This window comes from Siccirubricoccus sp. G192 (genome assembly GCF_019084075.1).
Classification (GTDB): Bacteria; Pseudomonadota; Alphaproteobacteria; order Acetobacterales; family Acetobacteraceae; genus G192.
The window spans coordinates 3,966,902-3,989,150 of sequence record NZ_JAHREN010000001.1 but is presented as its reverse complement, the minus strand read 5'-3'; the positions used below and the strand labels follow the sequence as shown (position 1 = coordinate 3,989,150).

23 protein-coding genes, 1 tRNA gene and 3 pseudogenes are annotated in these 22,249 nt (G+C 70.5%); 19 read left to right on the top strand and 8 right to left on the bottom strand.

The window, feature by feature from the left end:
* Window positions 1-49: 49 nt before the first annotated feature.
* Window positions 50-1,475: pseudogene (gene glnA, locus KSF81_RS19245) on the bottom strand (type I glutamate--ammonia ligase).
* A gap of 159 nt (window positions 1,476-1,634) precedes the next feature.
* A complete protein-coding gene (locus KSF81_RS19240; protein WP_217380340.1) occupies window positions 1,635-1,973 on the bottom strand; it encodes a P-II family nitrogen regulator in 339 nt (112 codons plus the stop codon).
* A gap of 418 nt (window positions 1,974-2,391) precedes the next feature.
* On the opposite strand from KSF81_RS19240, the gene KSF81_RS19235 reads away from it, so the two are divergent.
* The 3 genes from KSF81_RS19235 (at window position 2,392) to KSF81_RS19225 (ending at window position 4,594) form a co-directional block, all read left to right on the top strand.
* On the top strand, window positions 2,392-3,624 hold the full coding sequence (locus KSF81_RS19235; protein WP_217380339.1) for an aminotransferase: 1,233 nt from the start codon (window positions 2,392-2,394) through the stop codon (window positions 3,622-3,624).
* A gap of 41 nt (window positions 3,625-3,665) precedes the next feature.
* A tRNA-His gene (locus KSF81_RS19230) sits at window positions 3,666-3,741 on the top strand.
* 67 nt (window positions 3,742-3,808) lie between these two features.
* Window positions 3,809-4,594, top strand: a complete 786-nt coding sequence (locus tag KSF81_RS19225; RefSeq protein WP_217380338.1) for an SDR family NAD(P)-dependent oxidoreductase — start codon at window positions 3,809-3,811, stop codon at window positions 4,592-4,594.
* A gap of 45 nt (window positions 4,595-4,639) precedes the next feature.
* Here KSF81_RS19225 and KSF81_RS19220 read toward each other — a convergent pair whose 3' ends face one another.
* The gene (locus tag KSF81_RS19220; RefSeq protein WP_217380337.1) at window positions 4,640-4,993 is read right to left on the bottom strand and encodes a hypothetical protein; all 354 of its coding nucleotides are present in this window, start codon (window positions 4,991-4,993) and stop codon (window positions 4,640-4,642) included.
* 158 nt (window positions 4,994-5,151) lie between these two features.
* Between KSF81_RS19220 and KSF81_RS19215 the strand changes: the two genes are divergently transcribed.
* Window positions 5,152-5,964, top strand: a complete 813-nt coding sequence (locus KSF81_RS19215) for an aspartate dehydrogenase (RefSeq protein ID WP_217380336.1) — start codon at window positions 5,152-5,154, stop codon at window positions 5,962-5,964.
* Between the two features lie 400 nt (window positions 5,965-6,364).
* Here KSF81_RS19215 and KSF81_RS19210 read toward each other — a convergent pair.
* A pseudogene (locus KSF81_RS19210) lies at window positions 6,365-7,214 on the bottom strand (aldo/keto reductase).
* Here KSF81_RS19210 and KSF81_RS30035 point away from each other — a divergent pair.
* From KSF81_RS30035 to KSF81_RS19195, 5 genes and pseudogenes are all read left to right on the top strand, one after another.
* Window positions 7,152-7,439, top strand: coding sequence for a hypothetical protein (locus tag KSF81_RS30035; RefSeq protein WP_254453619.1), 288 nt, complete (start codon window positions 7,152-7,154; stop codon window positions 7,437-7,439). The pseudogene KSF81_RS19210 and the gene KSF81_RS30035 sit on opposite strands and share 63 nt — an antisense overlap.
* Window positions 7,439-7,639 (top strand): annotated as a pseudogene (locus KSF81_RS32320) (DUF899 family protein); the annotation flags it as partial. The gene KSF81_RS30035 and the pseudogene KSF81_RS32320, both read left to right, overlap by 1 nt.
* 160 nt (window positions 7,640-7,799) lie before the next feature.
* Window positions 7,800-8,786 carry a tripartite tricarboxylate transporter substrate binding protein gene (locus KSF81_RS19205; protein ID WP_254453618.1) on the top strand — a complete coding sequence of 329 codons (987 nt, stop codon included), beginning with the start codon at window positions 7,800-7,802 and terminating at the stop codon, window positions 8,784-8,786.
* 8 nt (window positions 8,787-8,794) lie between these two features.
* Window positions 8,795-9,421: a MarC family protein gene (locus tag KSF81_RS19200; RefSeq protein ID WP_375293337.1), complete on the top strand. Its 627-nt coding sequence runs from the start codon at window positions 8,795-8,797 to the stop codon at window positions 9,419-9,421.
* A 329-nt stretch (window positions 9,422-9,750) separates the two neighbouring features.
* Window positions 9,751-10,698 carry an alpha/beta fold hydrolase gene (locus tag KSF81_RS19195; protein ID WP_217380333.1) on the top strand — a complete coding sequence of 316 codons (948 nt, stop codon included), beginning with the start codon at window positions 9,751-9,753 and terminating at the stop codon, window positions 10,696-10,698.
* Window positions 10,699-10,807: 109 nt separating this feature from the next.
* On the opposite strand, the gene KSF81_RS19190 is transcribed toward KSF81_RS19195, so the two are convergent.
* On the bottom strand, window positions 10,808-11,992 hold the full coding sequence (locus tag KSF81_RS19190) for a M20 aminoacylase family protein (RefSeq protein WP_217380332.1): 1,185 nt from the start codon (window positions 11,990-11,992) through the stop codon (window positions 10,808-10,810).
* Between the two features lie 110 nt (window positions 11,993-12,102).
* Entirely contained in the window at window positions 12,103-13,782 is a 1,680-nt protein-coding gene (locus KSF81_RS19185) for a dihydroxy-acid dehydratase (RefSeq protein ID WP_217380331.1), read from the bottom strand.
* A 393-nt stretch (window positions 13,783-14,175) separates the two neighbouring features.
* Here KSF81_RS19185 and KSF81_RS19180 point away from each other — a divergent pair, with 393 nt between their 5' ends.
* From KSF81_RS19180 to KSF81_RS19155, 6 genes are all read left to right on the top strand, one after another.
* Window positions 14,176-14,412, top strand: coding sequence for an antitoxin MazE family protein (locus KSF81_RS19180; RefSeq protein WP_217380330.1), 237 nt, complete (start codon window positions 14,176-14,178; stop codon window positions 14,410-14,412).
* A gap of 10 nt (window positions 14,413-14,422) precedes the next feature.
* Window positions 14,423-14,725, top strand: coding sequence for a type II toxin-antitoxin system PemK/MazF family toxin (locus tag KSF81_RS19175; RefSeq protein ID WP_309139616.1), 303 nt, complete (start codon window positions 14,423-14,425; stop codon window positions 14,723-14,725).
* 218 nt (window positions 14,726-14,943) lie between these two features.
* Complete coding sequence (gene rplM, locus KSF81_RS19170) at window positions 14,944-15,435, top strand: 50S ribosomal protein L13 (RefSeq protein WP_217380328.1); 492 nt, start codon at window positions 14,944-14,946, stop codon at window positions 15,433-15,435.
* A gap of 4 nt (window positions 15,436-15,439) precedes the next feature.
* On the top strand, window positions 15,440-15,946 hold the full coding sequence (rpsI, locus tag KSF81_RS19165) for a 30S ribosomal protein S9 (RefSeq protein WP_217380327.1): 507 nt from the start codon (window positions 15,440-15,442) through the stop codon (window positions 15,944-15,946).
* Between the two features lie 130 nt (window positions 15,947-16,076).
* Window positions 16,077-17,018, top strand: coding sequence for an N-acetyl-gamma-glutamyl-phosphate reductase (argC, locus tag KSF81_RS19160; RefSeq protein ID WP_217380326.1), 942 nt, complete (start codon window positions 16,077-16,079; stop codon window positions 17,016-17,018).
* A 29-nt stretch (window positions 17,019-17,047) separates the two neighbouring features.
* Window positions 17,048-17,596 carry a gamma carbonic anhydrase family protein gene (locus tag KSF81_RS19155; protein ID WP_217380325.1) on the top strand — a complete coding sequence of 183 codons (549 nt, stop codon included), beginning with the start codon at window positions 17,048-17,050 and terminating at the stop codon, window positions 17,594-17,596.
* Between the two features lie 42 nt (window positions 17,597-17,638).
* On the opposite strand, the gene KSF81_RS19150 is transcribed toward KSF81_RS19155, so the two are convergent.
* Entirely contained in the window at window positions 17,639-17,956 is a 318-nt protein-coding gene (locus tag KSF81_RS19150) for a hexameric tyrosine-coordinated heme protein (protein WP_217380324.1), read from the bottom strand.
* A gap of 102 nt (window positions 17,957-18,058) precedes the next feature.
* On the opposite strand from KSF81_RS19150, the gene KSF81_RS19145 reads away from it, so the two are divergent.
* From KSF81_RS19145 to KSF81_RS19130, 4 genes are all read left to right on the top strand, one after another.
* Window positions 18,059-19,198, top strand: a complete 1,140-nt coding sequence (locus KSF81_RS19145) for an FAD-binding oxidoreductase (protein ID WP_254453617.1) — start codon at window positions 18,059-18,061, stop codon at window positions 19,196-19,198.
* Entirely contained in the window at window positions 19,179-19,475 is a 297-nt protein-coding gene (locus KSF81_RS19140) for a (2Fe-2S)-binding protein (RefSeq protein ID WP_217380323.1), read from the top strand. The genes KSF81_RS19145 and KSF81_RS19140 overlap by 20 nt, the downstream gene beginning before the upstream one ends.
* Entirely contained in the window at window positions 19,472-20,896 is a 1,425-nt protein-coding gene (locus KSF81_RS19135) for a (2Fe-2S)-binding protein (protein ID WP_309139615.1), read from the top strand. Before KSF81_RS19140 ends, KSF81_RS19135 begins: the two co-directional genes overlap by 4 nt.
* 172 nt (window positions 20,897-21,068) lie before the next feature.
* Window positions 21,069-21,560, top strand: coding sequence for a flavodoxin family protein (locus KSF81_RS19130; RefSeq protein ID WP_217380322.1), 492 nt, complete (start codon window positions 21,069-21,071; stop codon window positions 21,558-21,560).
* 18 nt (window positions 21,561-21,578) lie between these two features.
* Here KSF81_RS19130 and KSF81_RS31160 read toward each other — a convergent pair whose 3' ends face one another.
* Entirely contained in the window at window positions 21,579-22,127 is a 549-nt protein-coding gene (locus KSF81_RS31160) for a septal ring lytic transglycosylase RlpA family protein (RefSeq protein ID WP_309139614.1), read from the bottom strand.
* Window positions 22,128-22,249: the final 122 nt, after the last annotated feature.

Below are 22,249 nucleotides of genomic sequence, written 5' to 3'. Positions count from 1 at the left end.
GGGCCGCGTCGGTGTGACGCGGCCCGGCGCGAAGGAAAGCCCGGTCCCGTCAGACCGAGTAGTACATCTCGAACTCGACCGGGTGCGGCGTGTGCTCGAACCTGTACACCTCCGACCACTTCAGCTCGATGTAGCTCTCGATCTGCTCCTTGGTGAAGACGTCGCCGGCCAGCAGGAATTCGTGGTCGGCTTCCAGCGCGCCCAGCGCCTCGCGGAGCGAGCCGCAGACGGTCGGGATGCCCTTCAGCTCCTCCGGCGGCAGGTCATAGAGATCCTTGTCCATCGGATCGCCCGGATGGATGCGGTTCCTGATGCCATCGAGCCCGGCCATCAGCATCGCCGAGAAGGCCAGGTAGGGATTCGCGCCCGGATCCGGGAACCGCACCTCGACGCGCTTCGCCTTCGGGCTGGTCGCATAGGGAATGCGGCAGGAGGCGGAGCGGTTGCGGGCCGAATAGGCCAGCAGCACCGGCGCCTCGAAGCCCGGGATCAGCCGCTTGTAGCTGTTGGTCAGCGGGTTGGTGAAGGCGTTCAGCGCCTTGGCGTGCTTGATGATGCCGCCGATGTAGTACAGCGCCATCTCGCTGAGATCGGCATAGCCGTTGCCGGCGAAAAGCGGCTTGCCGTCCTTCCAGATCGACTGGTGCACATGCATGCCGCTGCCGTTGTCGCCATAGACCGGCTTCGGCATGAAGGTCGCGGTCTTGCCGTAGCTGTGCGCGACGTTGTGCACGCAGTACTTGTAGATCTGCATGTGGTCGGCCTGGCGCACCAGCGGGCCGAATTTGGTGCCGAGCTCGTGCTGCGACTGCGCCACCTCATGGTGGTGCTTCTCGCCCTCGACGCCCATCTCGATCATGGTCGAGAGCATCTCGGCGCGGAGATCCTGCTCGCTGTCCACCGGCGCCACCGGGAAGTAGCCGCCCTTGGCCAGGGGCCGGTGGCCCATGTTGCCCTCGGGGTAGTCCTTCATGCTGGCGCCCGGCCCCTCGATGCTCTCGAGCTGGAAGGTGCCGAAATTGCCCCCCGGTGCCGAACTTCACGCTGTCGAAGATGAAGAACTCGGCCTCCGGGCCGAAGAAGGCGGTGTCGCCGATGCCGGAGGACTTGAGGTAGGCTTCCGCCCGCTTCGCCGTGCTGCGCGGGTCACGGGAATAGAGCTGCCCGGTGGAAGGCTCCAGGATGTCGCAGAACAGGATGATCTGCGGCTTGGCGGAGAACGGATCCATGCAGGCCGTCTCGGCATCCGGCATCAGGACCATGTCGCTCTCGTTGATCGCCTTCCAGCCGGCGATGGACGATCCGTCGAACATGATGCCGTCGGTGAACATCTCCTCCTCGATGGTGGAGACGTGCTGGGCGGTGTGATGCCACTTGCCGCGCGGGTCCGTGAACCGGAAGTCCACGTATTCGACGCTGTGTTCCTTGATCATCTCCATGACCTTGGAGACGGCGTTGGCCTGGTCCTGCGCCATATCGACTATCCTGTGCCCCTGCTGGTCCCAAGGGTTCCTCGCGGAACCCGATCCTCTGCCCGTGCCCGCGCGCCGCGCCGCCCGGGGGGGGCATGCGTCGCACGGGAGTTCCGCCTGCGGCCGCGGGCTTGCTCCCGGCCGTGGCGTATGCCTGGTGGCCTAGACCGCGTCCTCGCCCCGCTCGCCGGTGCGGATGCGGATCACCTCCTGGATATCGGAGACGAAGATCTTGCCGTCGCCGATCCGCCCGGTGCGCGCCGCCTGCTGGATCGCCTCCACGGCGCGGTCGAGCATGTCGTCGCTGCAGACCACCTCGATCTTCACCTTGGGCAGGAAATCGACGACGTATTCCGCCCCCCGGTAGAGCTCCGTATGGCCCTTCTGCCGGCCGAATCCCTTGGCCTCCACGACGGTGAGGCCCTGCAGACCGATCTCGTGCAGGGCGTCCTTCACTTCGTCGAGCTTGAAGGGCTTGATGATGGCCTCGATCTTTTTCATCGGCTCCGCTTCGCAGTCTGGCGCTTCGCAGTCGGTTCTCAGCCTGGCGCGATGGCCCGGGAAGCATGCCCCGGGTCTTCGCCACCGCCGGCCCGCCGTCCTTATCACAGGGGAGCGAACCAGTGGCGCGGGGTGTTTTGCACGCCCCGTGCCAGAGGTTCAATCGGCTCCTGGGCCGAATTCCACGGGTTTTCGACCGACTGCGCCCGTTTCAGCGGCAATCCGCCCAAGGAAGCGGCAAGCCCCGTCCGGCCAGCGGCTTGCGGCGCGACCGGACGGGCCGCATTATGGCTCCCACATGTCTTGCGGACCGGCCGGGGGCTCGGGCCGTCCGGCCCCCTGGCCCATGGCCGGGGCGGGGCGCCGCTCGCCGAAGGCTGGTCCGGTTCTCTGGATTGGACCTGGAAGGGCAGGGCGGATGCAGCCCCAGAACAGCCTGTTGTCGGCAACCGGCACCACCATCTTCACGGTGATGAGCGCCCTCGCGCTCGAACATGGCGCGATCAATCTCGGCCAGGGCTTCCCGGATTACGACGGGCCCGCGGATGTCATCCATGCCGCCGCCGCGGCGCTGCTCGATGGCCGCAACCAGTATCCGCCGCTCGCCGGCGTGCCGGAACTGCGCCAGGCCGTCGCCGCCCACAACCGCCGCTTCTACGGGATTGAGGCCGATCCCGCCGCCGAGGTCGTCGTCACCTCGGGCGCCACCGAGGCGATCACCGCCTGCCTGGTGGCGGTGCTGAACCCCGGCGACGAATGCGTGCTGATCGAGCCGCTCTACGACACCTACCTGCCGGTGGTGAAGCTGCTCGGCGCGGTGCCGCGGCTGGTGCGGCTGAGCCCGCCCGAATGGGCGCTGCCACGGGCTGAGCTGGCCGCCGCCTTCGGGCCGAAGACCAAGGCCATCCTGTTCAACAGCCCGATGAACCCGACCGGCAAGGTCTTCACGGCGGCCGAACTCGCCTTCATCGCCGATCTCGTGGCCAGGCATGACTGCTACGCGATTTGCGACGAGGTCTATGAGCACCTCACCTTCGATGGCTGGCGGCACATCCCGCTGATGACCCTGCCGGGCATGCGCGAGCGCTGCATGCGGATCGGCAGCGCCGGCAAGACCTTCAGCCTGACCGGCTGGAAGGTGGGCTACATCACCTGCGACCGGTCGCTCGCCGGCAATGTGGCCAAGGCACACCAGAACCTCACCTTCACCACGCCGCCCAACCTGCAGCGCGGCGTGGCGGTCGGGCTGATGAAGGACGATGCCTATTTCGCCGGGCTCTCCGCGCATCTCCAGGCCAAGCGGGACCGGCTGGCGGCCGGCCTGGCGGGGCTCGGCTTCGGCGTGTTGCCGACCCAGGGCAGCTACTTCATCACCACGGATTTCCGCCCGCTCGGCTTCAATGGCGACGACGTGGCCTTCTGCCGGGCGCTGACGGAGCAGGCCAAGGTCGCGGCGATTCCCGTGACCGCCTTCTATGCTTCCCCCGATGCGCCAAGCCACTATGCCCGCTTCGCCTTCTGCAAGAACGAGGCGCTGCTGGATGCGGCGCTGGAGCGGATGCGCGGCTGGGTGGAGGCCCGCGCCACGGCTCGCGGCGCGGAAGGACCGGCGCCTGGGCAAGGCAGCATATTGACGGCGGCGGCCGGCTAGACGTATCTCCCGCGGCCCGGGCCTCGGTGCCCGGCAGTGTGGCGGCCATAGCTCAGTTGGTAGAGCGCCAGGTTGTGGTCTTGGATGTCACGGGTTCGAGTCCCGTTGGTCGCCCCACCTTTCCCCCGTCCCCCCGGACCGGCAGGATGGTTCCAGCAACCATCCCAATGGGGGGAATGATCCGATGCAATTGACACTCGATGGCCGCGCGGCCCTGATCACCGGCGGCTCCAAGGGGCTTGGCCTCGCCATGGGCCGCGCCTTTGCCGAGTCCGGCGGGCATGTGGCGCTGGTGGCGCGCGGCGCCGAGGCGCTGGCCAAGGCCGAGGCCGAACTCCGCGCCGCCGCGCCCGCTGCCAAGGTGGTGGGCATCGCCGCCGACATCGCCACCGCCGAGGGCTGCGCCCATGCCTTCGCCCAGGCGGAAAAGGCGCTGGGCCAGGTGGATATCCTCATCAACAACGCGGGAACCAGCCAGCGCGGGCCCTTCCTGGAGGTCTCGGACGAGCTCTGGCAGCATGACCTCGACCTCAAGCTCTTTGCCGCCATCCGGCTGGCGCGGCTGGCCATGCCGGGGATGCAGGCGCGGAAATGGGGCCGCATCATCAATGTGCTGAATGTCGGTGCCAAGGCGCCGCCGGCCGAAGGCGCGCCCACCGCCGTCTCCCGCGCCGCCGGCATGGCGCTGACCAAGGTGCTGGCCAATGAGGGGGCAAAGCACAACGTCCTGGTGAATGCCCTGCTGGTCGGCATCATCGAGAGCGACCAATGGGTGCGCCGCCACGCCGCCGAGAAGCGCAACATCACCTGGGAGGAGTGGAAGGCCGAGGCGGGCAAGCCAGTGCCGGTCGGCCGCCTCGGCAAGCCGGAGGAATTCGCCGGCCTGGCGCTGTACCTGTGCAGCCAGGTCGGCGGCTATGTGACGGGCACCGCCATCAATGTGGATGGCGGCCGCAGCCCGGTGGTGTAGCCGGTGGCCGGCCGGCGGAAGCCCCGCCGGCCGGCCCTTGAGGCGTCAGCGCCTGGCCGGATAGGCGCCGGAGGTATTGGACCCGGTCGCGCGGTCATAGGCGCGCTCGGCGGCCGTGCCCGGCGGGTTGGCGCGGGTGCCGTCCGACTGGCCCGGATAGGCGCCGGAGGTATTGGTGCCGGCGGCGCGGTCCAGCGCCCGCTCCGCGGCGGTGCCGGAGGGGTTGCCGCGGGTGCCGTCGGCCGGGGTCGCCGGGCTGCCGGTGGCGCTGTCATAGGCGCGCTGCGTGGCGGTGCTGGGCGGGTTGTTGCGGGTGCCGTCGCGGGTATTGTCGCAGGCGGCGAGCGTGACGAGCAGCCCGGCGGCGGCGAGGCCGCGCAGCATGGTGCTGGCTTGCATGTTGGTGGTCTCCTCGGATGTTTGCGGACCTGCGTCGGGGCCGGTCATTCCGCATAAAGCGCGGCCACCCGAATGGTTCCGCATCCGGCTGCGGCGGGCCTCGCCCTTGGCTTCGGCATCTGCTACCGCGGCAGGGCAGCGGCCAGGGGAGCGGAAACATGGCAAGGACATTGACGGTGGCGATCGGTGGGCTCGGCGCCATCGGCGCGCATCTGGCGCGGGCGCTGGATGCCGGGGTGGAGGGGCTGCGCCTCACCGCCGTCGCCGCGCGCGACCAGGCGAAGGTGGCGCGGACGCTCGCCGGGTTCCGCGCGAAGCCGGCCATCGTTTCCCTGGGCGAGCTGGCCGAGCAGGCGGATATCGTGGTGGAGGCGGCGCCGGCCGCGGTCTTCGAGGAGATCGCCACCTCCGCCATCCGGCGCGGCCGCATCTTCGTGCCTTCCTCGGTCGGCGCGCTGCTGCCGCGGATGCATCTGGTGGAGCAGGCGCGGGAGAGCGGCGCGCGCATCATCGTGCCGACCGGCGCGCTGCTCGGCCTCGATGCCGTGCGCGCCGCGGCCGAGGGCGAGGTCGAGAGCGTCACCATCGAGACCCGCAAGCCGCCGCGCGGGCTGGAGGGCGCGCCCTACCTGGTGGAACACGGGATCGACGTGCTCTCCGTCACCACGCCGAGGCGCGTCTTCCAGGGCAATGCCTTCGACGCGGCGCGCGGCTTCCCGGCGAATGTGAACGTCGCCGCCGCCCTGGCGCTGGCCGGCATCGGCCCGCAGCGCACGCAGGTGGAGATCTGGGCCGATCCCGGCGTGACCCGCAATACCCACACCATCCGGGTGGAGGCGGCGGCGGTGCGGCTCACCATGACGATCGAGAATGTGCCGAGCGAGGAGAATCCCCGCACCGGCAAGGTCACGCCGCTCTCCATCCTGGCCTGCCTGCGTGGCTTGACCAGCACGCTGAAGGTGGGGAGCTAGGATAGATCGCGGACGGGCATGGACGTCCGGGAGCCTGGAGCCGCCTATGCCGAATATCGCTATGATCCCGAGCACGACCTTGCGAGTTTGGGGGCGAGGGTTCGAATCCCTTCGCCCGCAGCGGGAGGAACTGGGGAATGAAACTCTCTGGGCCTAGATGGCGTGAAGCCACTCCCGTTGGAGCGCCACCGCTCGTCGAACACCCGGTTGAACATCTTGCGAAGCATTAAGGAGCAAGTGCGGTGTCGACGACGGACCTCGGAAGCGCCGGGCTCATGGCAATGCCGCACGACTGCGGGAGCTGATCTCGTGGTGTGAGCTGCCAGGCGAGCATGCACGTCTATGGCAGACCAGGGAGCAGCCAGCCCAAAGTACCCGTCCCTGGCACCCCACTGTGCCGCTATGCCGCAGACTTCGGTTTCGCAGTGATGCTGTCGACCTCCTCCAGTTCGGCGGATGTCAGAGCCCAGCCGCCGGCGGCCACGTTCGCCCTGATCTGCTCAGGCGTGGTCGCTCCCGCGATGACACTCGAGATCGGCGGGCGGGCCAGCAGCCAGCCAAAGGCCAGTTCCAGCAGCGTGTGACCGCGCGCTTCGGCAAAATCGTTCAACTTCTCGGACAAGGCCAGGTTCTCATCCGTCAGGTATCTGTCGGCCAGGCGTTGCATCTTGGTCAGCCTGGCACCTGGCGGCAGCGACATATTCCGCTTGTACTTGCCCGTCAGCAGGCCGCTGGCGAGTGGGAAGTAGGGAAGCAATCCGAGGTCGTAGGTGCGCATGGCCGGCATCAGATCCGTCTCGTGCTTGCGGATCAGGAGAGACACCTCGTCCTGGCAAGAGATGAAGCCCGAGAGCCCGGAGCTGCGGGCGGTCCAGACCGCTTCTGCCACTTGCCAGGCAGGCAGATTGCTGCACCCGGCATAGCGAATCTTCCCGGCGCGCGTCAGATCGTCGAGGGCGCGCAGGGTTTCCTCGATGGGCGTCAGAGGGTCCGGCTGGTGCAGTTGGTAAAGGTCGATCCAGTCGGTGCGTAGCCGCTTCAGGCTGGCCTCGACGGCAGTGACGATGTAGCGCCGGCTCGCCCCTTGGAGTGTCCCCGCTGCATCCATCGGCCTGCCAATTGGTGGCCAGCACGATGTCCTTGCGGCGTGAGCCGAGAATCTCACCCAGCGCTGTCTCCGAGCCGCCTTGTTCTCCATAGACATCTGCCGTGTCGAACAGGGTGATGCCTGCATCGAGGGCAGCGTGCACGACGGCGCGGCTGGCCTCAAGGTCGATTCGGCCACCGAAGTTGTTGCAGCCCAAGCCGATGACCGAAACCCGAAGGCCCGATCGGCCGAGATTGCGCATTTCCATGACAACGCATTCCTTCCAGCAGCATGGGCTCCGAGCCTGCGGAGCGAACCTGAACTGATCCTGCCTCGGCTCGCGCCGTGTGTCTGCATCGTCCCGGTAGCCGTCACACCCATGGTCTGATGATTAAGGGCCGATCCGTAGCCCCCGTGAGTTCATCGCCCTGCAGTCAGCCAACCAAGCCGCATGTCCGGTTTGATGCGGGCTACTCCCTGCAGCAGCACCAGGTCGTGTCGCGGGAGGAGTGGCTTGCCGCGCGCAAGGCGCTCCTCGCCCGGGAGAAGGAGGCGACCCGGCTGCGAGACAGCATCAATGGGCAGCGCCTCGCGCTGTCCAGGGGCGGGTTGGCTGGCGCGACAGGCCCCGCGGGGAGTGTTCATTGCATCACCCGATCGCGCAATGCCGGCACGACCCGGCGCACTCTCCCTTGGCCACCCCGCCTGCGGCAGCGCAGGATGGCGGCGGGAGAGGGAGGTAAGGACCATGCGGTTTCATCGTCGCGCGCTGCTGGCTGTGGCTGGCGTGCTTTCGCCTGTGATGCGCGGGGCGCTGGCCCAGTCCGGCTTCCCGGACCGCCCCGTCCGCATCGTCGTCCCCTTCGCCGCCGGCACCAGTTCCGATGTGCAGGCACGGCTGGTGGCGCAGCGGATGGGCGAGCGGCTCGGCCAGAATTTCATCGTGGAGAACCGCGCCGGCGCCGGTGGCACCCTCGGCGCCGAGGTGGTGGCGAAGGCGCGGCCGGATGGCTACACCCTGCTGCTCGGCTCCAATGGCCCGCTGGTGAACAACCCGGTGCTGCAGGCCCGCATGCCCTATGACGTGGCGGCGGATTTCGCGCCGATCGCCCTGCTCAGCCGCAGCCCGCTGACGCTTTCCGTGCGCGCCGACAGTCCCTTCCGCAGCGCCGCCGAGCTGATCGCGGCGGCGAAGGCACGGCCTGGCGAGTTCAGCATCGGCTCCTCCGGCCAGGGCAGCGCCACGCATTTCCTGATCGAGCAATTGATGGCCCAGGCCGGCATCCGGCTGACGCATGTGCCCTATCGCGGCAGCAGCCTCTCGGTGCCGGATCTCGTGGCCGGCAATATCCCGGTGGTGATGGCGGAATTCTCCACCGTGCTGCCGCTCTGGCGGGACGGGCGCATCCGCATCCTGGCCGTCTCCACCGCCAGCCGCTCGGCCCTGGCGCCCGAGGTGCCAACCTTGATCGAGAGCGGATTGCCGGGCCTCACCGGCGGCTCCTGGGCGGCGCTGGTCACAGCCGCCGGCACGCCGGCCCCGGTGCTCGCCGCCCTGGCCGGCGCGGCCGCCGCGGCGCTGGACGACCCCGGCTACCGGGAGCGCCAGGCCGAGGTCGGCGCGCAATTGGCGGGCGAGGCGGAGCGCAGCCCCGCCGGCCTCGCCGCCTTCCTGGCGGAGGAGCGCGCCCGCATCCGCCGCACCGCGGAGATGGCCGGGATCCGCCCGGAATAGCCGGGGAAGTGCCGGCCTTGGCCGACAGCTTCGCCTATGCGCTGGTGGCGCTGCTGGTGATCCTGGACCCGCCGGGCACCGCAGCGCTGTTCGCCGCCATGACGCCGGGGGCCTCGGTGCCGGAGCGGCGGCGCCAGGCGCTGCGCGCGGTGGGCATCGCCTTCCTCATCCTGCTGGGCTTCACCCTCGGCGGCGGCTGGCTGCTGCGCGCGCTGGGCATCGGCCTGCCGGCGATGAAGGTGGCGGGCGGGCTCCTGCTGTTCCTGATGGCGGCCGACATGGTGATGGGCCGCCACCTGCTGCGCGCCTCGCCGGAGGAGGAGGAGGCGGCGGTGCGGGAGGAGGATATCAGCGTCTTTCCCCTCGCCATCCCGCTGCTGGCCGGCCCCGGCGCCATGACCAGCATGGTGCTGCTGCATGAGGAGGCCGGCGGCGATGCCTGGCGCCTGGCCGGCGTGCTGGCGGCGCTGGTGGTGGCGCTCGGCCTGACCCTGCTCTGCCTGCTGGCGGCGGGGCAGGTCGGGCGGCTGCTCGGCGCCACCGGGGCGAATGTCATCGGCCGGGTGCTGGGCGTGCTGCTGGCCGCGCTGGCGGCGCAGATCGCGCTGGAGGGGCTGCGAGAGAGCCTGGGCTGAAGCGGCCCGATGACCGCAGGGCCGCATGGCCTGGAGGTCTGAATCGGGCCGGAGATACAAGGCGGCCCGATGACCGCAGGGCCGCATGGCCCGGAGGTCTGAATCGGGCCGGAGGTACCAGGCATTCCCGGCCCCGGAACTTCGCCCGGGCTCCCCCGTTCCTGTGTTTGTTGCAGTGCACAATGGCTTGGCCGCCTTCCGCCCCTTGTGGAAAGCCGCGTCGCGCCGATCCGCTGCCGGAACCTGGATTTGGAGGGGGCGTGAACCGAATGGCATCGCGGGCGAAACTGCGTGGGTTATCAGCCGGGGTTTCCGGCACCGGCATCGCCTTGGGCATCGCCGCAGCCGGCTTGGCCGCCGCCCTCTGCAACCGGCAGCGGGCGCGGCGGGCGGAAGCCCGGCACCCGCCTCTCGGCCGCTTCGTCGAGGCCGGCGGGCTGCGGCTGCACTACCTTGAACGGGGCGAGGGCGGCCCGCCCATCGTGCTGCTGCATGGCAATGGCGCCATGGTGGAGGATTTCGCGCTCAGCGGCCTGATTGATCTTGTGGCGCGGCACCGCCGGGTGGTGGCCTTCGACCGGCCGGGCTTCGGCCATAGCGCGCGGCCGCGCAACCGGCTCTGGACGCCGGAGGCGCAGGCGGCGGTGCTGGTGGAGGCATTCACGCGGCTTGGGCTGGAGCGCCCGGTGGTGCTCGGCCATTCCTGGGGCACGCTGGTGGCCCTGGCCCTGGCGCTCAACCATCCGCAGGCGGTGGGCGGGTTGGTACTGGCCTCGGGCTATTACTTCCCGACGGTCCGCGCCGATGTGCCGTTCTTCGCGCCCCCCGCCATCCCGGTGATCGGCGATGTCATCCGCTACACGATCGGCCCGCCGCTCGGCCGGCTGATGGCGCCGGGGCTGATCCGCCGGATGTTCCAGCCCGCCCCGGTGACGCCACGCTTCAAGGCCGGCTTCCCGGTTCCCATGATGCTTCGGCCCTGGCAGATCCGGGCCAGCGCCGAGGATACCGGGCTGATGGTCCCGGCGGCGGCCGCCTTCCGGCACCGCTACCAGGAATTGCGCTTGCCGGTTGCCATCCTGGCGGGGGAGGGGGACCGGATCGTCGATGTCGGCCGGCAATCCGCCCGGCTGCACCGGACGCTGCCGCAGAGCGTGCTCACGGTGGTGCCGGGCCTCGGCCATATGCTGCATCACGACGCACCGGAATTGGTCGCCGGCGTGGTCGAGGCCATTGCCCTGGCCGCGGCGGAGCCGGATAGCGCCGCCGCCAATTAGATCAGATCGCCGCAGGGCGGAACCGCCCGGAGGCGTGAATCTGCTCTACAAACAACAGGCTACAGCGGCGTGCCGAACCATCAATTCGGCACGCCGCTGTAGGAGCCGGCTATGGCCTACGCGGCAGCAATTGCTCCGTCAGCGTCGCCCAGTAGCTGGCGCCGATCGGCAGGATGGCGTCGTTGAAGTCGTATTTCGGGTGGTGCACCTGCGGGTCGGCCTCGCTGCGGCCGGCGCCCAGCATGATGTAGCTGCCCGCCTTGGCGTTCAGCATGAAGGAGAAGTCCTCGCCGCCCATGGTGGGTTTCGGCATCTCCTGCACCTTCGCCTCGCCGGCCACGGCGCGGGCGGCATCGAGGGTGAGCTGCGTGCTCTCGGGCTCGTTCACCGTGGCCGGGTAGATGCGGTCGAAGCGCACCGTGGCCTCGGCCCCGAAGGCGGTGGCGACGCCGCCGGCGATCTCGTGGAACTTGCGCTCCAGCAGGTCGCCCACCTCCGGTTTGAACCAGCGCGCGGTGCCGCGCAGCCGCACGCTTTCGGGGATGACGTTGAAGGTATGGCCGCCCTCGATATGGCCGATGGTGATGACCCCGGCCTCCACCGGTTCGAGGTTGCGGGCCACCACGCTTTGCAGCGCGGTGACGATATGGGCTGCGATCACCACGGGGTCGTTGCCCTGGTGCGGCATGGCGCCATGCGCGCCGCAGCCGGTGATATGCACGTCCAGATTGGCCACGGCGGCCATGATCGGCCCCTCGCGCCACCAGAAGGTGCCTTCCGGCGCGCCGGGCCAGTTGTGCATGCCGAAGACGCGTTCCATCGGGAAGCGGGTGAAGAGCCCTTCCTCCACCATCACCCGGCCGCCGGCCAGGTTCTCCTCGGCGGGCTGGAAGATGACATGGACGGTGCCGCTGAAATCCCGCGTCTCGGCCAGGTATTTCGCGGCGCCGAGCAGCATGGCGGTATGCCCGTCATGGCCGCAGGCATGCATGGTGCCGGGGGTGCGGGAGGCATAGGGCAGCCCGGTTTCCTCCAGGATCGGCAGGGCGTCGATATCGGCGCGGAGCCCGATGGCCCGGCCCACCCCGGCGCCGCCGGCGCCATGGATCACGCCGACCACGCCGGTTTTGGCGATGCCGGTCACCACCTCGTCGCAGCCGAATTCGCGCAGCTTCATGGCGATGACGCCGGAGGTGCGGACCTCCTCGAAGCCGATCTCGGGGTGCTGGTGCAGGTCGCGCCGCCAAGCGGTCATCTCTGGGTGGAATTCGGCGATTCGGTTCAGGATTGGCATGGCATCCGCCACAGGCTGAAGTTCATCCCAGCTATCGGGAGGATGCTACGCATTTGCAAGCCCCTGCGCCACCGAAATGGCCGGGCGGCCCCGGCCATCGCGGCGCCTGCCTATTCGCCCGCAGGCCGCAGGAAGGCGAGGTCGGCCCCCTCCGGCGCCTGCAGCACCTGGTCATGCACCAGCCGGTCCCAGCCGCGGCGCGGCCGGGCAGGGGCCTTCCAGGCGGCGCGGCGGCGGGCCAGTTCCGCCTCCCCCACCAGCAGGTCCAGGCGGCGCTCCCGCACCGAGAGGCGGATGCGGTCGCCGCTCTCGACCAGGGCAAGCGGCCCGCCGGCGGCTGCCTCGGGCGCGATATGCAGCACGATGGTGCCGAAGGCGGTGCCGGACATCCGGCAATCGCTCATCCGCACCATGTCCTTCACGCCGGCCCGCGCCAGCTTCTTCGGGATGGGCAGGTAGCCGGCCTCCGGCATGCCCGAGGGGGTGAGCGGCCCAGCATTCTTCAGCACCAGGATGTCCTTGGCGGTGACGTCCAGCGCCTCGTCATCGATGCGGGCGGCGAGGTCCTCCAGCCCGTCGAAGACGACGCAGCGGGCCTCCGTCTCGAACAGGGCAGGGGTGGCGGCGCTCCGCTTCAGGATGGCGCCGTCCGGGGCCAGGCTGCCGAAGAGCGAGACGATGCCGCCGACCGGGCTCACCGGCGTGGCGCGCGCGCGGATATAGGCGCGGTCCACGAAATCCGAGCCCTCGTCCAGCCGCTCCGCCAGCGTGCGGCCATAAAGGTCCTTGCAACCCAGGTGCAGCAGGTCGCGCATCTCCCGCAGCAGTGCCCGCATGCCGCCGGCGGCGTTGAAATCCTCCATGTAGCCCTCGCCGGTGGGCTTAAGGTCGACCAGCACGGGCGTTTCCTCCGAGAGTGCGTCCAGCCGCCGGAGATCGACCTGCACCCCGGCGCGGCCGGCGATGGCGGTGAGGTGGATCAGCGCATTGGTCGAACCGCCCAGCGCTAGCAGCACCCGCAGCGCATTCTCGACGCTGGCCGGGGTGATGAGCTCGCGGGGCCGCACGGGATGGGTGATGAGCCGGACCGCCAGCGCCCCGGCCTCCTCCGCCAGGCGCAGCCGGTCGGCATGCACGGCCGGGGCCGAGGCGGCGGCCAATGGCATGAAGCCGAGCGTCGCCGCCAGGCAGGCCATGGTGGAGGCGGTGCCCATGACGCCGCAGGTGCCGGCCGTGGTGGCGAGGTTGCCCTCGATCTCGCCGATCCGCTGCTCAGAGACATCGCCGGCGCGGTAGCGGCCCCAGTAGCGCCGGCAATCCGTGCAGGCGGAAAGCCGCTCGCCCTCGAAGCGCTGCGCCAGCATGGGGCCGACCACCAGCAGGGCGGCGGGGATATCGGCGCTGGCCGCGGCCATGAGCTGGGCCGGCACGGTCTTGTCGCAGCCGCCGATCAGCACCGCCGCATCCATCGGCTGGGCGGTCAGCATCGCCTCCGTGTCCAATGCCATCAGGTTGCGGTAGTGCATGGAGCAGGGATGCAGGAAGGGCTCGCAGAGGCTGACCGTGGGGAAGCCCATGGGCAACCCGCCGGCCGCCAGCACGCCGCGCTTCACCGCCTCCACCAGCTCCGGCACGCTGCGGTGGCAGTTGTTGAAGTCCGAGGCGGTGTCGGCGATGCCGACCACCGGCTTGTCCAGCATCGCCTGGGAATAACCCATGGATTTGGCGAAGCTGCGGCGGAGATAAAGGGCGAAATCCTTGTCGCCGTAATTGGCGGCATTGCGGCCCAATCCGCGGGGCGCGGATCGGGAGCCGCTTCCGCGGGGGGGCGTTGTGGCGGTCGGCGTCGTCCATGGGCATTCCCTCCGTGCCGGCGCAGGCTAGGGCGGGAGTCCGGCAGATGCTACCCGGGACCGGATGCCCGGCTCGGCCTTATGGCATCCCGTAAGCATGGCCGCGATGGAGTCCACGCAAGGCCGCAAGGCACCGAATGCCTTGCGCCTGGGGTTGCGGTGCCGGGGCTGCCATAGGGGCGTGCCTGGCGGGTTGCTGCTGGCAGCGACAGGATCGGAAACAACCTGGGCCATCCACCGCTTCGCCCTATCCCACGCTTGTCGGGGACGGCCCGCGGCATTACATGTAACGTGCCGGCGCTTCCTTCGCCCTACTCCCGGAGACCGCCCATGCCCGATCCATCCCAGAACCGAGCCAGGGTCAGGCGGCATCGTGATGCGCTGCGCGCGCGCGGCCTGCGTCCCGTCCAGCTCTGGGTTCCCGACACGCGCTCACCGCGTTTCGCCGAGGAGGCGCGCCGCCAGGCCAGGCTGGTTTCCGAGGCGCCGGAGCATCAGGACGACATGGATTTCCTGGAGCGCGTCTCCGAATTCGACGAGGCCAGGGACGGCGATGCGGCGGGGTGATGTCGTCAGCGTGGCCGACAAGGGCGGCGACTATACGGGCAAGCCGAGACCTGCCCTCATTGTCCAGGCGGATGCGTTTGCCACGGACTCCGTCACCCTCTGCCCGCTCACGCATATCGAGCGCGACGCGCCCCTGCTGCGGCTCAGGCTCGAAGCCTCGGAGCGGCTGCCCCTGGCAACCACCTACTGGGTGCAGATCGACAAGGTCACGACCGTGCGGCGCTCCCGGCTGGGCCCGGTGATCGGCCGAATTCCTGAGGAGACCGGGGTCGAGCTCAACCGCCTGCTCGCCAGCTTTCTTGGCATTGCCTGACGCCGGTGCGGCCGACGGCCGCGCCTGGCTGTGGCATGGGCGTGGTTCCCTGGCAGCCAACCTCGCCCGGAAGCCGGGCAACGGGCAGGCGGCGTGGCGAGCCTCTCCCGAAATGCGGTATCATGTTACCACAAGCCCGAAACCCGCTTTCCGCTTGACCTTGGGCGCTGCCGCCGGCATAACCCGCGCCTCATTCCCGACCGGACAAGATCAGGACGATGCTGCAGACGCAGACCCGCTCGCTGAAGCCGGCGGAGGTCAAGAAGGGCTGGACGGTGATCGATGCGGACGGGCTCGTGCTCGGCCGCCTCGCCGCCATCGTGGCCAATCGCCTCCGCGGCAAGCACAAGCCGCAATTCACCCCGCATGTCGATTGCGGCGACCACGTCATCATCGTGAACGCCGAGAAGGTGCGGCTCACCGGCCAGAAGGCGGAGCAATCCAAGTTCTACTGGCACACCGGCTATCCTGGCGGCATCAAGGAGCGCACGATGCGCGACCGCCTCGAGGGCAAGCACCCGGAGCGGGTGATCGAGAAGGCGGTGGAGCGGATGATCACCCGCGGCCCGCTCGGCCGGCGGCAGATGGAGAATCTGCACGTCTATGCCGGGCCGGAGCATCCGCATGCCGGCCAGCAGCCCGTCAGCCTCGATGTCGGCGCGCTGAACCGCAAGAACACCGCCGCCGGCGGCCCGCAGAAGGTGGCCTGAGCCCATGAGCGAGCAGACGACCGACACGCCCCTCACCGGCACGCTGGCCGACCTGAAGACGCTGGTCCAGGGCACCCCGGCCGCCGGCGAGCAGGCCGTGACGCGGGAGGCCAAGCGCGACGAATTCGGCCGCTCCTACGCCACCGGCCGCCGCAAGGACGCGGTGGCGCGGGTCTGGGTGAAGCCGGGCAAGGGCACCATCGAGATCAACGGCAAGCCGGTGGTGAAGTATTTCGCCAGGCCCGTGCTGCGGATGCTGCTGACCCAGCCCTTCCTGGTGGCCGACCGCTACCAGCAGTTCGATGTCATCGCCACCGTGGTCGGCGGCGGCCTCTCCGGCCAGGCCGGCGCGGTGCGCCATGGCATCAGCCGGGCGCTGACGCATTACGAGCCGGAGCTGCGGCCGATCCTGAAGAAGGCCGGCTTCCTGACCCGCGACCCGCGCGTGGTCGAACGGAAGAAATACGGCAAGGCCAAGGCGCGACGCAGCTTCCAGTTCAGCAAGCGCTGAGCCGGGCGGACGCCGGCTCACGCGCCGGCCGCAAGGCTGTCATTACGAAGGGGCGGGTCCGCAAGGGTCCGCCCCTCTTGCGTTCAGGGCCGGTTTTCCCGGCAAATGGGTTCCAGAGGAGGGCCGCCACATGGCCAAGGGTCAGACCCCCACGGTGTTCATCGACGGCGAGGCCGGCACCACCGGCCTGCAGATCCGCGAGCGGCTGGCGCGCCTGCCGCATGTCGCGCTCCGCTCCATCGCCCCCGAGCGCCGCAAGGATCCCGAGGCCCGCCGCGCCCTGATGGCCGAGGTGGACCTGGTGGTGCTCTGCCTGCCCGATGACGCGGCCAGGGAGAGCACGGCGTTGGCCGCCTCGCTCGGCGGTGCGGCGCCGCGGCTGCTGGATGCCAGCACCGCCCACCGCACCAACCCGGACTGGGCCTATGGCCTGCCGGAACTCCGCCCGGAGCAGCCGGCGCTGATCGCCGCGGCGCCCCGCGTCAGCAACCCCGGCTGCTACCCGACCGGCGCCATCCTGCTGCTGCGGCCGCTGATCGAGGCCGGGCTGCTGCCGGCCGACCACCCCATCTCGGTCAATGCCGTCTCCGGCTATTCCGGCGGCGGCAATGCCATGATCGCCGCCTATGAATCGCGCGGTGCCCCGGATTTCGAGCTTTATGCGCTGGGCCTGGAGCACAAGCACATCGCCGAATTGCAGCTCCATGCCGGGCTGGCGCGGCGGCCGATCTTCATCCCCTCGGTCGGCGATTTCCGCCAGGGCATGATCGACAGCATCCCGCTGCATCTCGACCTGCTGCCGGGCCGGCCGCAGCCGCGCGACCTCGAAGCCGCGCTCGCCGCCCGCTATGCCGGCTGCGACTACGTCCGCGTCCTGCCGGCCGAGGCCAAGCTGGAGCCGCAGGCGCTGAACAACACCAACATGCTGGAACTCCGCGTGCATGGCAGCGAGGCGCGGCGCCAGGCGGTGCTGACGGCGCGCTACGACAATCTCGGCAAGGGCGCCTCGGGCGCCGCAGTGCAGAATATCGGCCTCATGCTCGGCGTGCCGGTGGAAACCCGGCTGCCGTAGGCGGCCGAATAGCCAAAAGGAGACGCGCCATGGACCACAACCTGCCAACCGTCACCGGCCCGCTTTTCCCCTTCGAGGGCAAGCAGCCGAATGTGCATCCCAAGGCCTTCGTCGCGCCCACCGCCGCCGTCATCGGCCAGGTGGAGATCGGCGAGGGGGCGAATATCTGGTACCACTGCGTGCTGCGCGGCGACACCAACACCATTACCATCGGGCCGCGCAGCAACATCCAGGACGGCACGATCATCCATGTGAATGCCGGCACCCAATGCACCACCATCGGCGCCGATGTCACGGTGGGGCATGCCGCCATCATCCATGCCTGCACCCTGAAGGACCGCGCCTTCGTCGGCATGGGCGCCACGGTGCTGGATGAGGCGGTGATCGAGGAGGGCGGCGTGCTCGCCGCAGGCTCCGTGCTGCCGCCGGGCAAGCGCATCGGCCCGCTGGAGCTCTGGATGGGCAACCCCGCCAAGCTGGCCCGGGTGCTGACGCCGGAGCAGCGCGCCGGCTTCGACCGCACGGCGCCGCATTACGTGGAACTGGCCGGGCGGCACCGCGCCTCGCTGCGCGGCTAGCGCGGAACGCGGACGGAGGTTCCTGTCCGTCCGCGAGCCGCCCTACCGGCGCGGGCGCCAGTAGTCGTTCGCCGCGGCGATGGTCTGGAAATGCACCGCCACGACCTGGGCCGCCTCGATCAGCTCGTTGCCGTCGCGGGCATAGTCCCGGCGTACCTCGCCGCGCACCGCCGCATCCCGCTGCATCATCGGGACCGCCCGGCGCGCCAGCCGGACGGCAAGGTCGAAGCCTTCGGCCGGGGTGGCGGTGATCAGGGATTCGAGCGGCGGCGGGCCGGCGGGCGCCGGGGTCTGGGCCAGGGCGCCGAGTGGCATGGCAGCAAGCCCGGCCAGGCAGGCGAGGCGGATCATCGCGCGCATCTCGGGACTCCCTCCAGGAAGAGGGGCGAGTGAAGCACCGCGCCCGGATGCTGTCCACGCGGGCTGCGCGGACCCGGGTTGCCAGCCCGGCCCGCGCAACCGATGCTCCGCCCCATGGCGGATGCGGCGATCTTCGATGTGGCGGTCATCGGCGGCGGTGTCGTCGGCGCGGCGGTGGCCCGTGGCCTGCTCGGCGCTGGGCTCTCGGCCTGCATCCTCGACGAGGGCGACATCGCGCACCGGGCCAGCCGCGGCAATTTCGCGCTGGTCTGGGTGCAGTCCAAGGGGCTCGGCATGGCGCGCTACGGCGCCTGGACCCGCGCCTCCTCCGATGCCTGGGCGGCCTTCGCGGCGGACCTCGAGGCCGAGACGGGCATCGATGTGGCGCATCGGCGCCCCGGCGGCTTCAACCTCTGCCTCTCGGAGCAGGAGCTGGAGACGCGGCGCGGCGCCCTGGTGCGCATGCACAACCAGCCCGGCTGGATTCCCTATGACTGGGAGGTGTTGGACCGCGCCGCGCTCGCCCGCGAATTCCCGGATCTCGGGCCGGAGGTGGTGGGCGGCCTCTTTTGCCCGCTCGATGGCCATGTGAACTCGCTGCGGCTGTTCCGCGCGCTGCACGCCTCCTTCAAGGCAGGCGGCGGCGCCTATCGGCCGGAATGGCCGGTGACGCGCATCGCGCCGCTCTCCGCCGGCGGCTTCCGGATCGAGACGCCGCGAGGCGTGGTCGAGGCGGGGAAGGTGGTGCTGGCCGCCGGCATCGCCAATGCGCGCCTCGCGCCCATGGTCGGCCTGGCGGCGCCGGTGCGACCGCAGCGCGGCCAGATCCTGGTTACGGAGAAGGCCGCGCCCTTCCTGCACTACCCGATCGTCACCCTGCGCCAGACCGACGAGGGCAGCGTGATGATGGGCGACAGCGCCGAGGAGGCCGGGCTGGACGAGCGCATCGGCCTCGGCGTGCTCTCCGTCATGGCGGAGCGCGCGGTGCGGATGTTCCCCCGCATCGCGGCGCTGAACGTGGTCCGCACCTGGGCGGCGCTACGCGTCATGTCGCAGGACGGCTTCCCGATCTATGACCAGTCCGAGGCCGCGCCCGGCGCCTTCATCGCCACCTGCCACAGCGGCGTGACGCTCGCCGCCGCGCATGGGCGGCTGCTGGCGCCGATGATCGCGCGCGGCGCCCTCGATGCCGACTTGGCCCCCTTCAGTGCGCGGAGGTTCGATGTTCCGCAGACTGCCTGAGCCGCCCGCGCGGCGCATCGGCTTCAGCCTGGACGGCGTGGCGGTGCAGGGCGCGGAGGGCGACACCGTCGCCGCCGCGCTGCTGGCGCTCGGCCGCACCGCCTGCCGGGAGACCGCCGTCTCCGGCGCGCCGCGGGGCCCCTATTGCATGATGGGTGTCTGCTTCGATTGCCTCGTCGTCATCGACGGCCTGGGCAACCGCCAGGGCTGCCTGGTGCCGCTGCGCGAAGGGATGGTGGTGGAGACCCAGCATGGCCGGCGGGACGCCGCGCGGTGAGGCGTCTCACTGATGTGGGCGCGCTGCGCGAAGCCTATGACCTGGTGATCGTTGGCGCCGGCCCCGCCGGCATGGCCGCGGCGGTGGAGGCCGCCGGCCAGGATCGTGCGGTGCTGGTGCTGGACGAGAATCCAGGGCCCGGCGGGCAGATCTACCGCGCCATCGGCACCGCGCCGCTGCGCGACCCCAGGGTGCTCGGTGCCGCCTATTGGGAGGGCGCGGCGCTGGCCGATGCCTTCGCGGCGGCGGAGGTGGATTATCTTCCCGGCGCCACCGTCTGGCACCTGGACGATGCGCTGGAGATCGGCGTCTCGGCCGGCGCCCGCTCGGCGGTGCTGCCGGCGCGGCGGGTCATCCTCGCCACCGGCGCGCTGGAGCGGCCCATGCCGCTGCGCGGCTGGACCCTGCCGGGGGTGATGAGTGTCGGTGCCGGGCAGGCGCTGCTGAAGGCGCAGGGCATTGCGCCGACCGGGCGCGTCGTGCTGGCGGGCTGCGGGCCGCTGCTCTGGCTCTACGCGGCGCAATGCATCGCGGCGGGGGCCGCGCCCTCGCTGATCCTGGAGACGACGCCGCGGGCGAATTGGCGCGGCGCGCTGCGGCACCTGCCGGCCTTCCTGGCCACACCCTATGCGCGCAAGGGCCTGGCCCTGATGGCGCGGGTGCGGCGGCATCTGCGGGTGGTCCCGCACGTCGCGGCGCTGGCCATCGATGCGGAGGACGGGGCGCTGCGCGTCACCTGGGCGGAGGGCACTGCCTTCACCGCCGATCACGTGCTGCTGCATCAGGGCGTGGTGCCGACCCTCAACCTCGCCCGCGCGGCGGGCTGCGCCATCGCCTGGGACGAGGGCAATGCCTGCTTCGCGCCGGTGACGGATGCCTGGGGCACGGCCTCGCTGCCAGGCATCGCGGTGGCCGGCGACGGCGCCGGCATCGCGGGTGCGGAGGCCGCCGCCTTGCGGGGGCGGCTCACGGCGCTGGAGGCGCTGCGCGCGCTCGGGGTGCTGGACGAGGCTGGGCGCGATGCGCGGGCCGCACCGCACCGGGCCGCGCTCGCGCGGTGGTCGCGTGGCCGCGCCTTCCTCGATGCGCTCTACCGCCCGGCGCCGCATTTCTGCGCCGCCCCGCCCGATGCCATGGCCTGCCGCTGCGAGGAAGTGACCGGCGCCGCCCTCCGCGACGCCGCCCGCATGGGCGCGACCGGCCCGAACCAGCTCAAGGCCTTCCTCCGCTGCGGCATGGGGCCATGCCAGGGGCGGATGTGCGGGCCGACCATCACCGAGACCATCGCGCAGGAACGCGGCATCCACCCGCGCGAGGTCGGCTACATGCGGCTCCGCACCCCGGCCAAGCCGATCACCCTCGGCGAATTCGCCGCGCTGCGGAAGACGGAGGCGGATAGGAGGGCCGTCGAACGGCGCTGATCCGGGACGACCGGCGGGGAGGGGCACCCGCGAAAACGGCTGCGGGATGCCGGCCCGGCGCCGATCGCCAGGCTGTAGCGGAACCGGGGCGCGACGAGCAGGGGGCTTTGAGGCGCCCCCCCGGCCTTCCATCTTGGCTGCGCGGGCGAGATGCGGCGCGGGAAGGCCGGTGATGAAGACGCTGCTGATCGTGTTCCAATCCAGGACGGGCGGCACCCGGCAGATGGCGGAGGCCGCCGCCCGCGGCGCGACCGCCGAGCCGCAGGTGCGGGTTCGCCTGCTGCCCGCAACGGAGGCGCAGCCCGAGGATGTCCTGGCCGCGGACGGCTATATCTTCGCGGCGCCCGAGAACCTGGCGGCGATCGCCGGGCTGATGAAGGAATTCTTCGACCGCAGCTACTACGCGGCCCTGGAGCGCATCAATGGCCGGCCCTATGCGGTGCTGGTCTGCGCCGGCAGCGACGGCCAGAACGCCGCGCGCCAGATCGGGCGCATCGCCACCGGCTGGCGGTTGCGTGCCGTGGCCCATCCGCTGGTTGTCTGCGTCCATGCAGAGACGCCCGAGGCCATCCTGGCCCCCAAAATGATCGGTGCCGCCGATCTTGGCCGCTGCGAGGATCTCGGGGCGGCGCTCGCCGCGGGCATGGCGATGGGGATCTTCTGACAGCCCCGGCCGGGTGCCTCAGTCCCGCGCCTCGGCCAGTTCGACCCGTGCCGCCTCGGCCGAAGTCACCTCGACCGGTGTCACCTCGACTGGGGCGACGCCCTGGGCGATCATCCCGAGATGCTCGGCGAGCCGGGGGCTGAGGTCGATGATGCGGCCGGCGACGAAGGGGCCGCGATCCTCGACCGTGGCCATGGCGGAACGGCCATTGCCGAGATGCGTCACCAGGACCTTGGTGCCGAAGGGCAGCGTCCGATGCGCCACCGAGGTGGAGCGGGGGTCGAACCGGCGGCCATTGGCCATCTTGCGGCCGGTGAATTCGGGGCCGTAATAGGAGGCCTTGCCCAGTTGCTGCTCGCCGAGCGGCCGGATCCCTGGCTGCTCCGATGCCGACTCCAGGCTGTCTGGCCGGGCGGCCTCGGGCGGCGCGGTGGCGGTGCGCTCCTCCCCTGGGGATGCTGCCGTGGAGGCCAGCGACCGATCGGCCATCGGGGCGCAGGCGGCGGCCAGGGAGGTGAGGCCAAGTGCGGCGCAAGTCACGGCCAGGCGCCAGTCAGCCGCCGCCACTATGCGGCGCCCTCCTCCCGCGGCCTCCTTCGGCGGAGGGCGGCGTGGCGGCCATGGACAGACAGGGTGTGGTGGCGGTCGAACGCCATTCAGGGGTTCTCCTTCGGTTTCTTGCGGGCCAG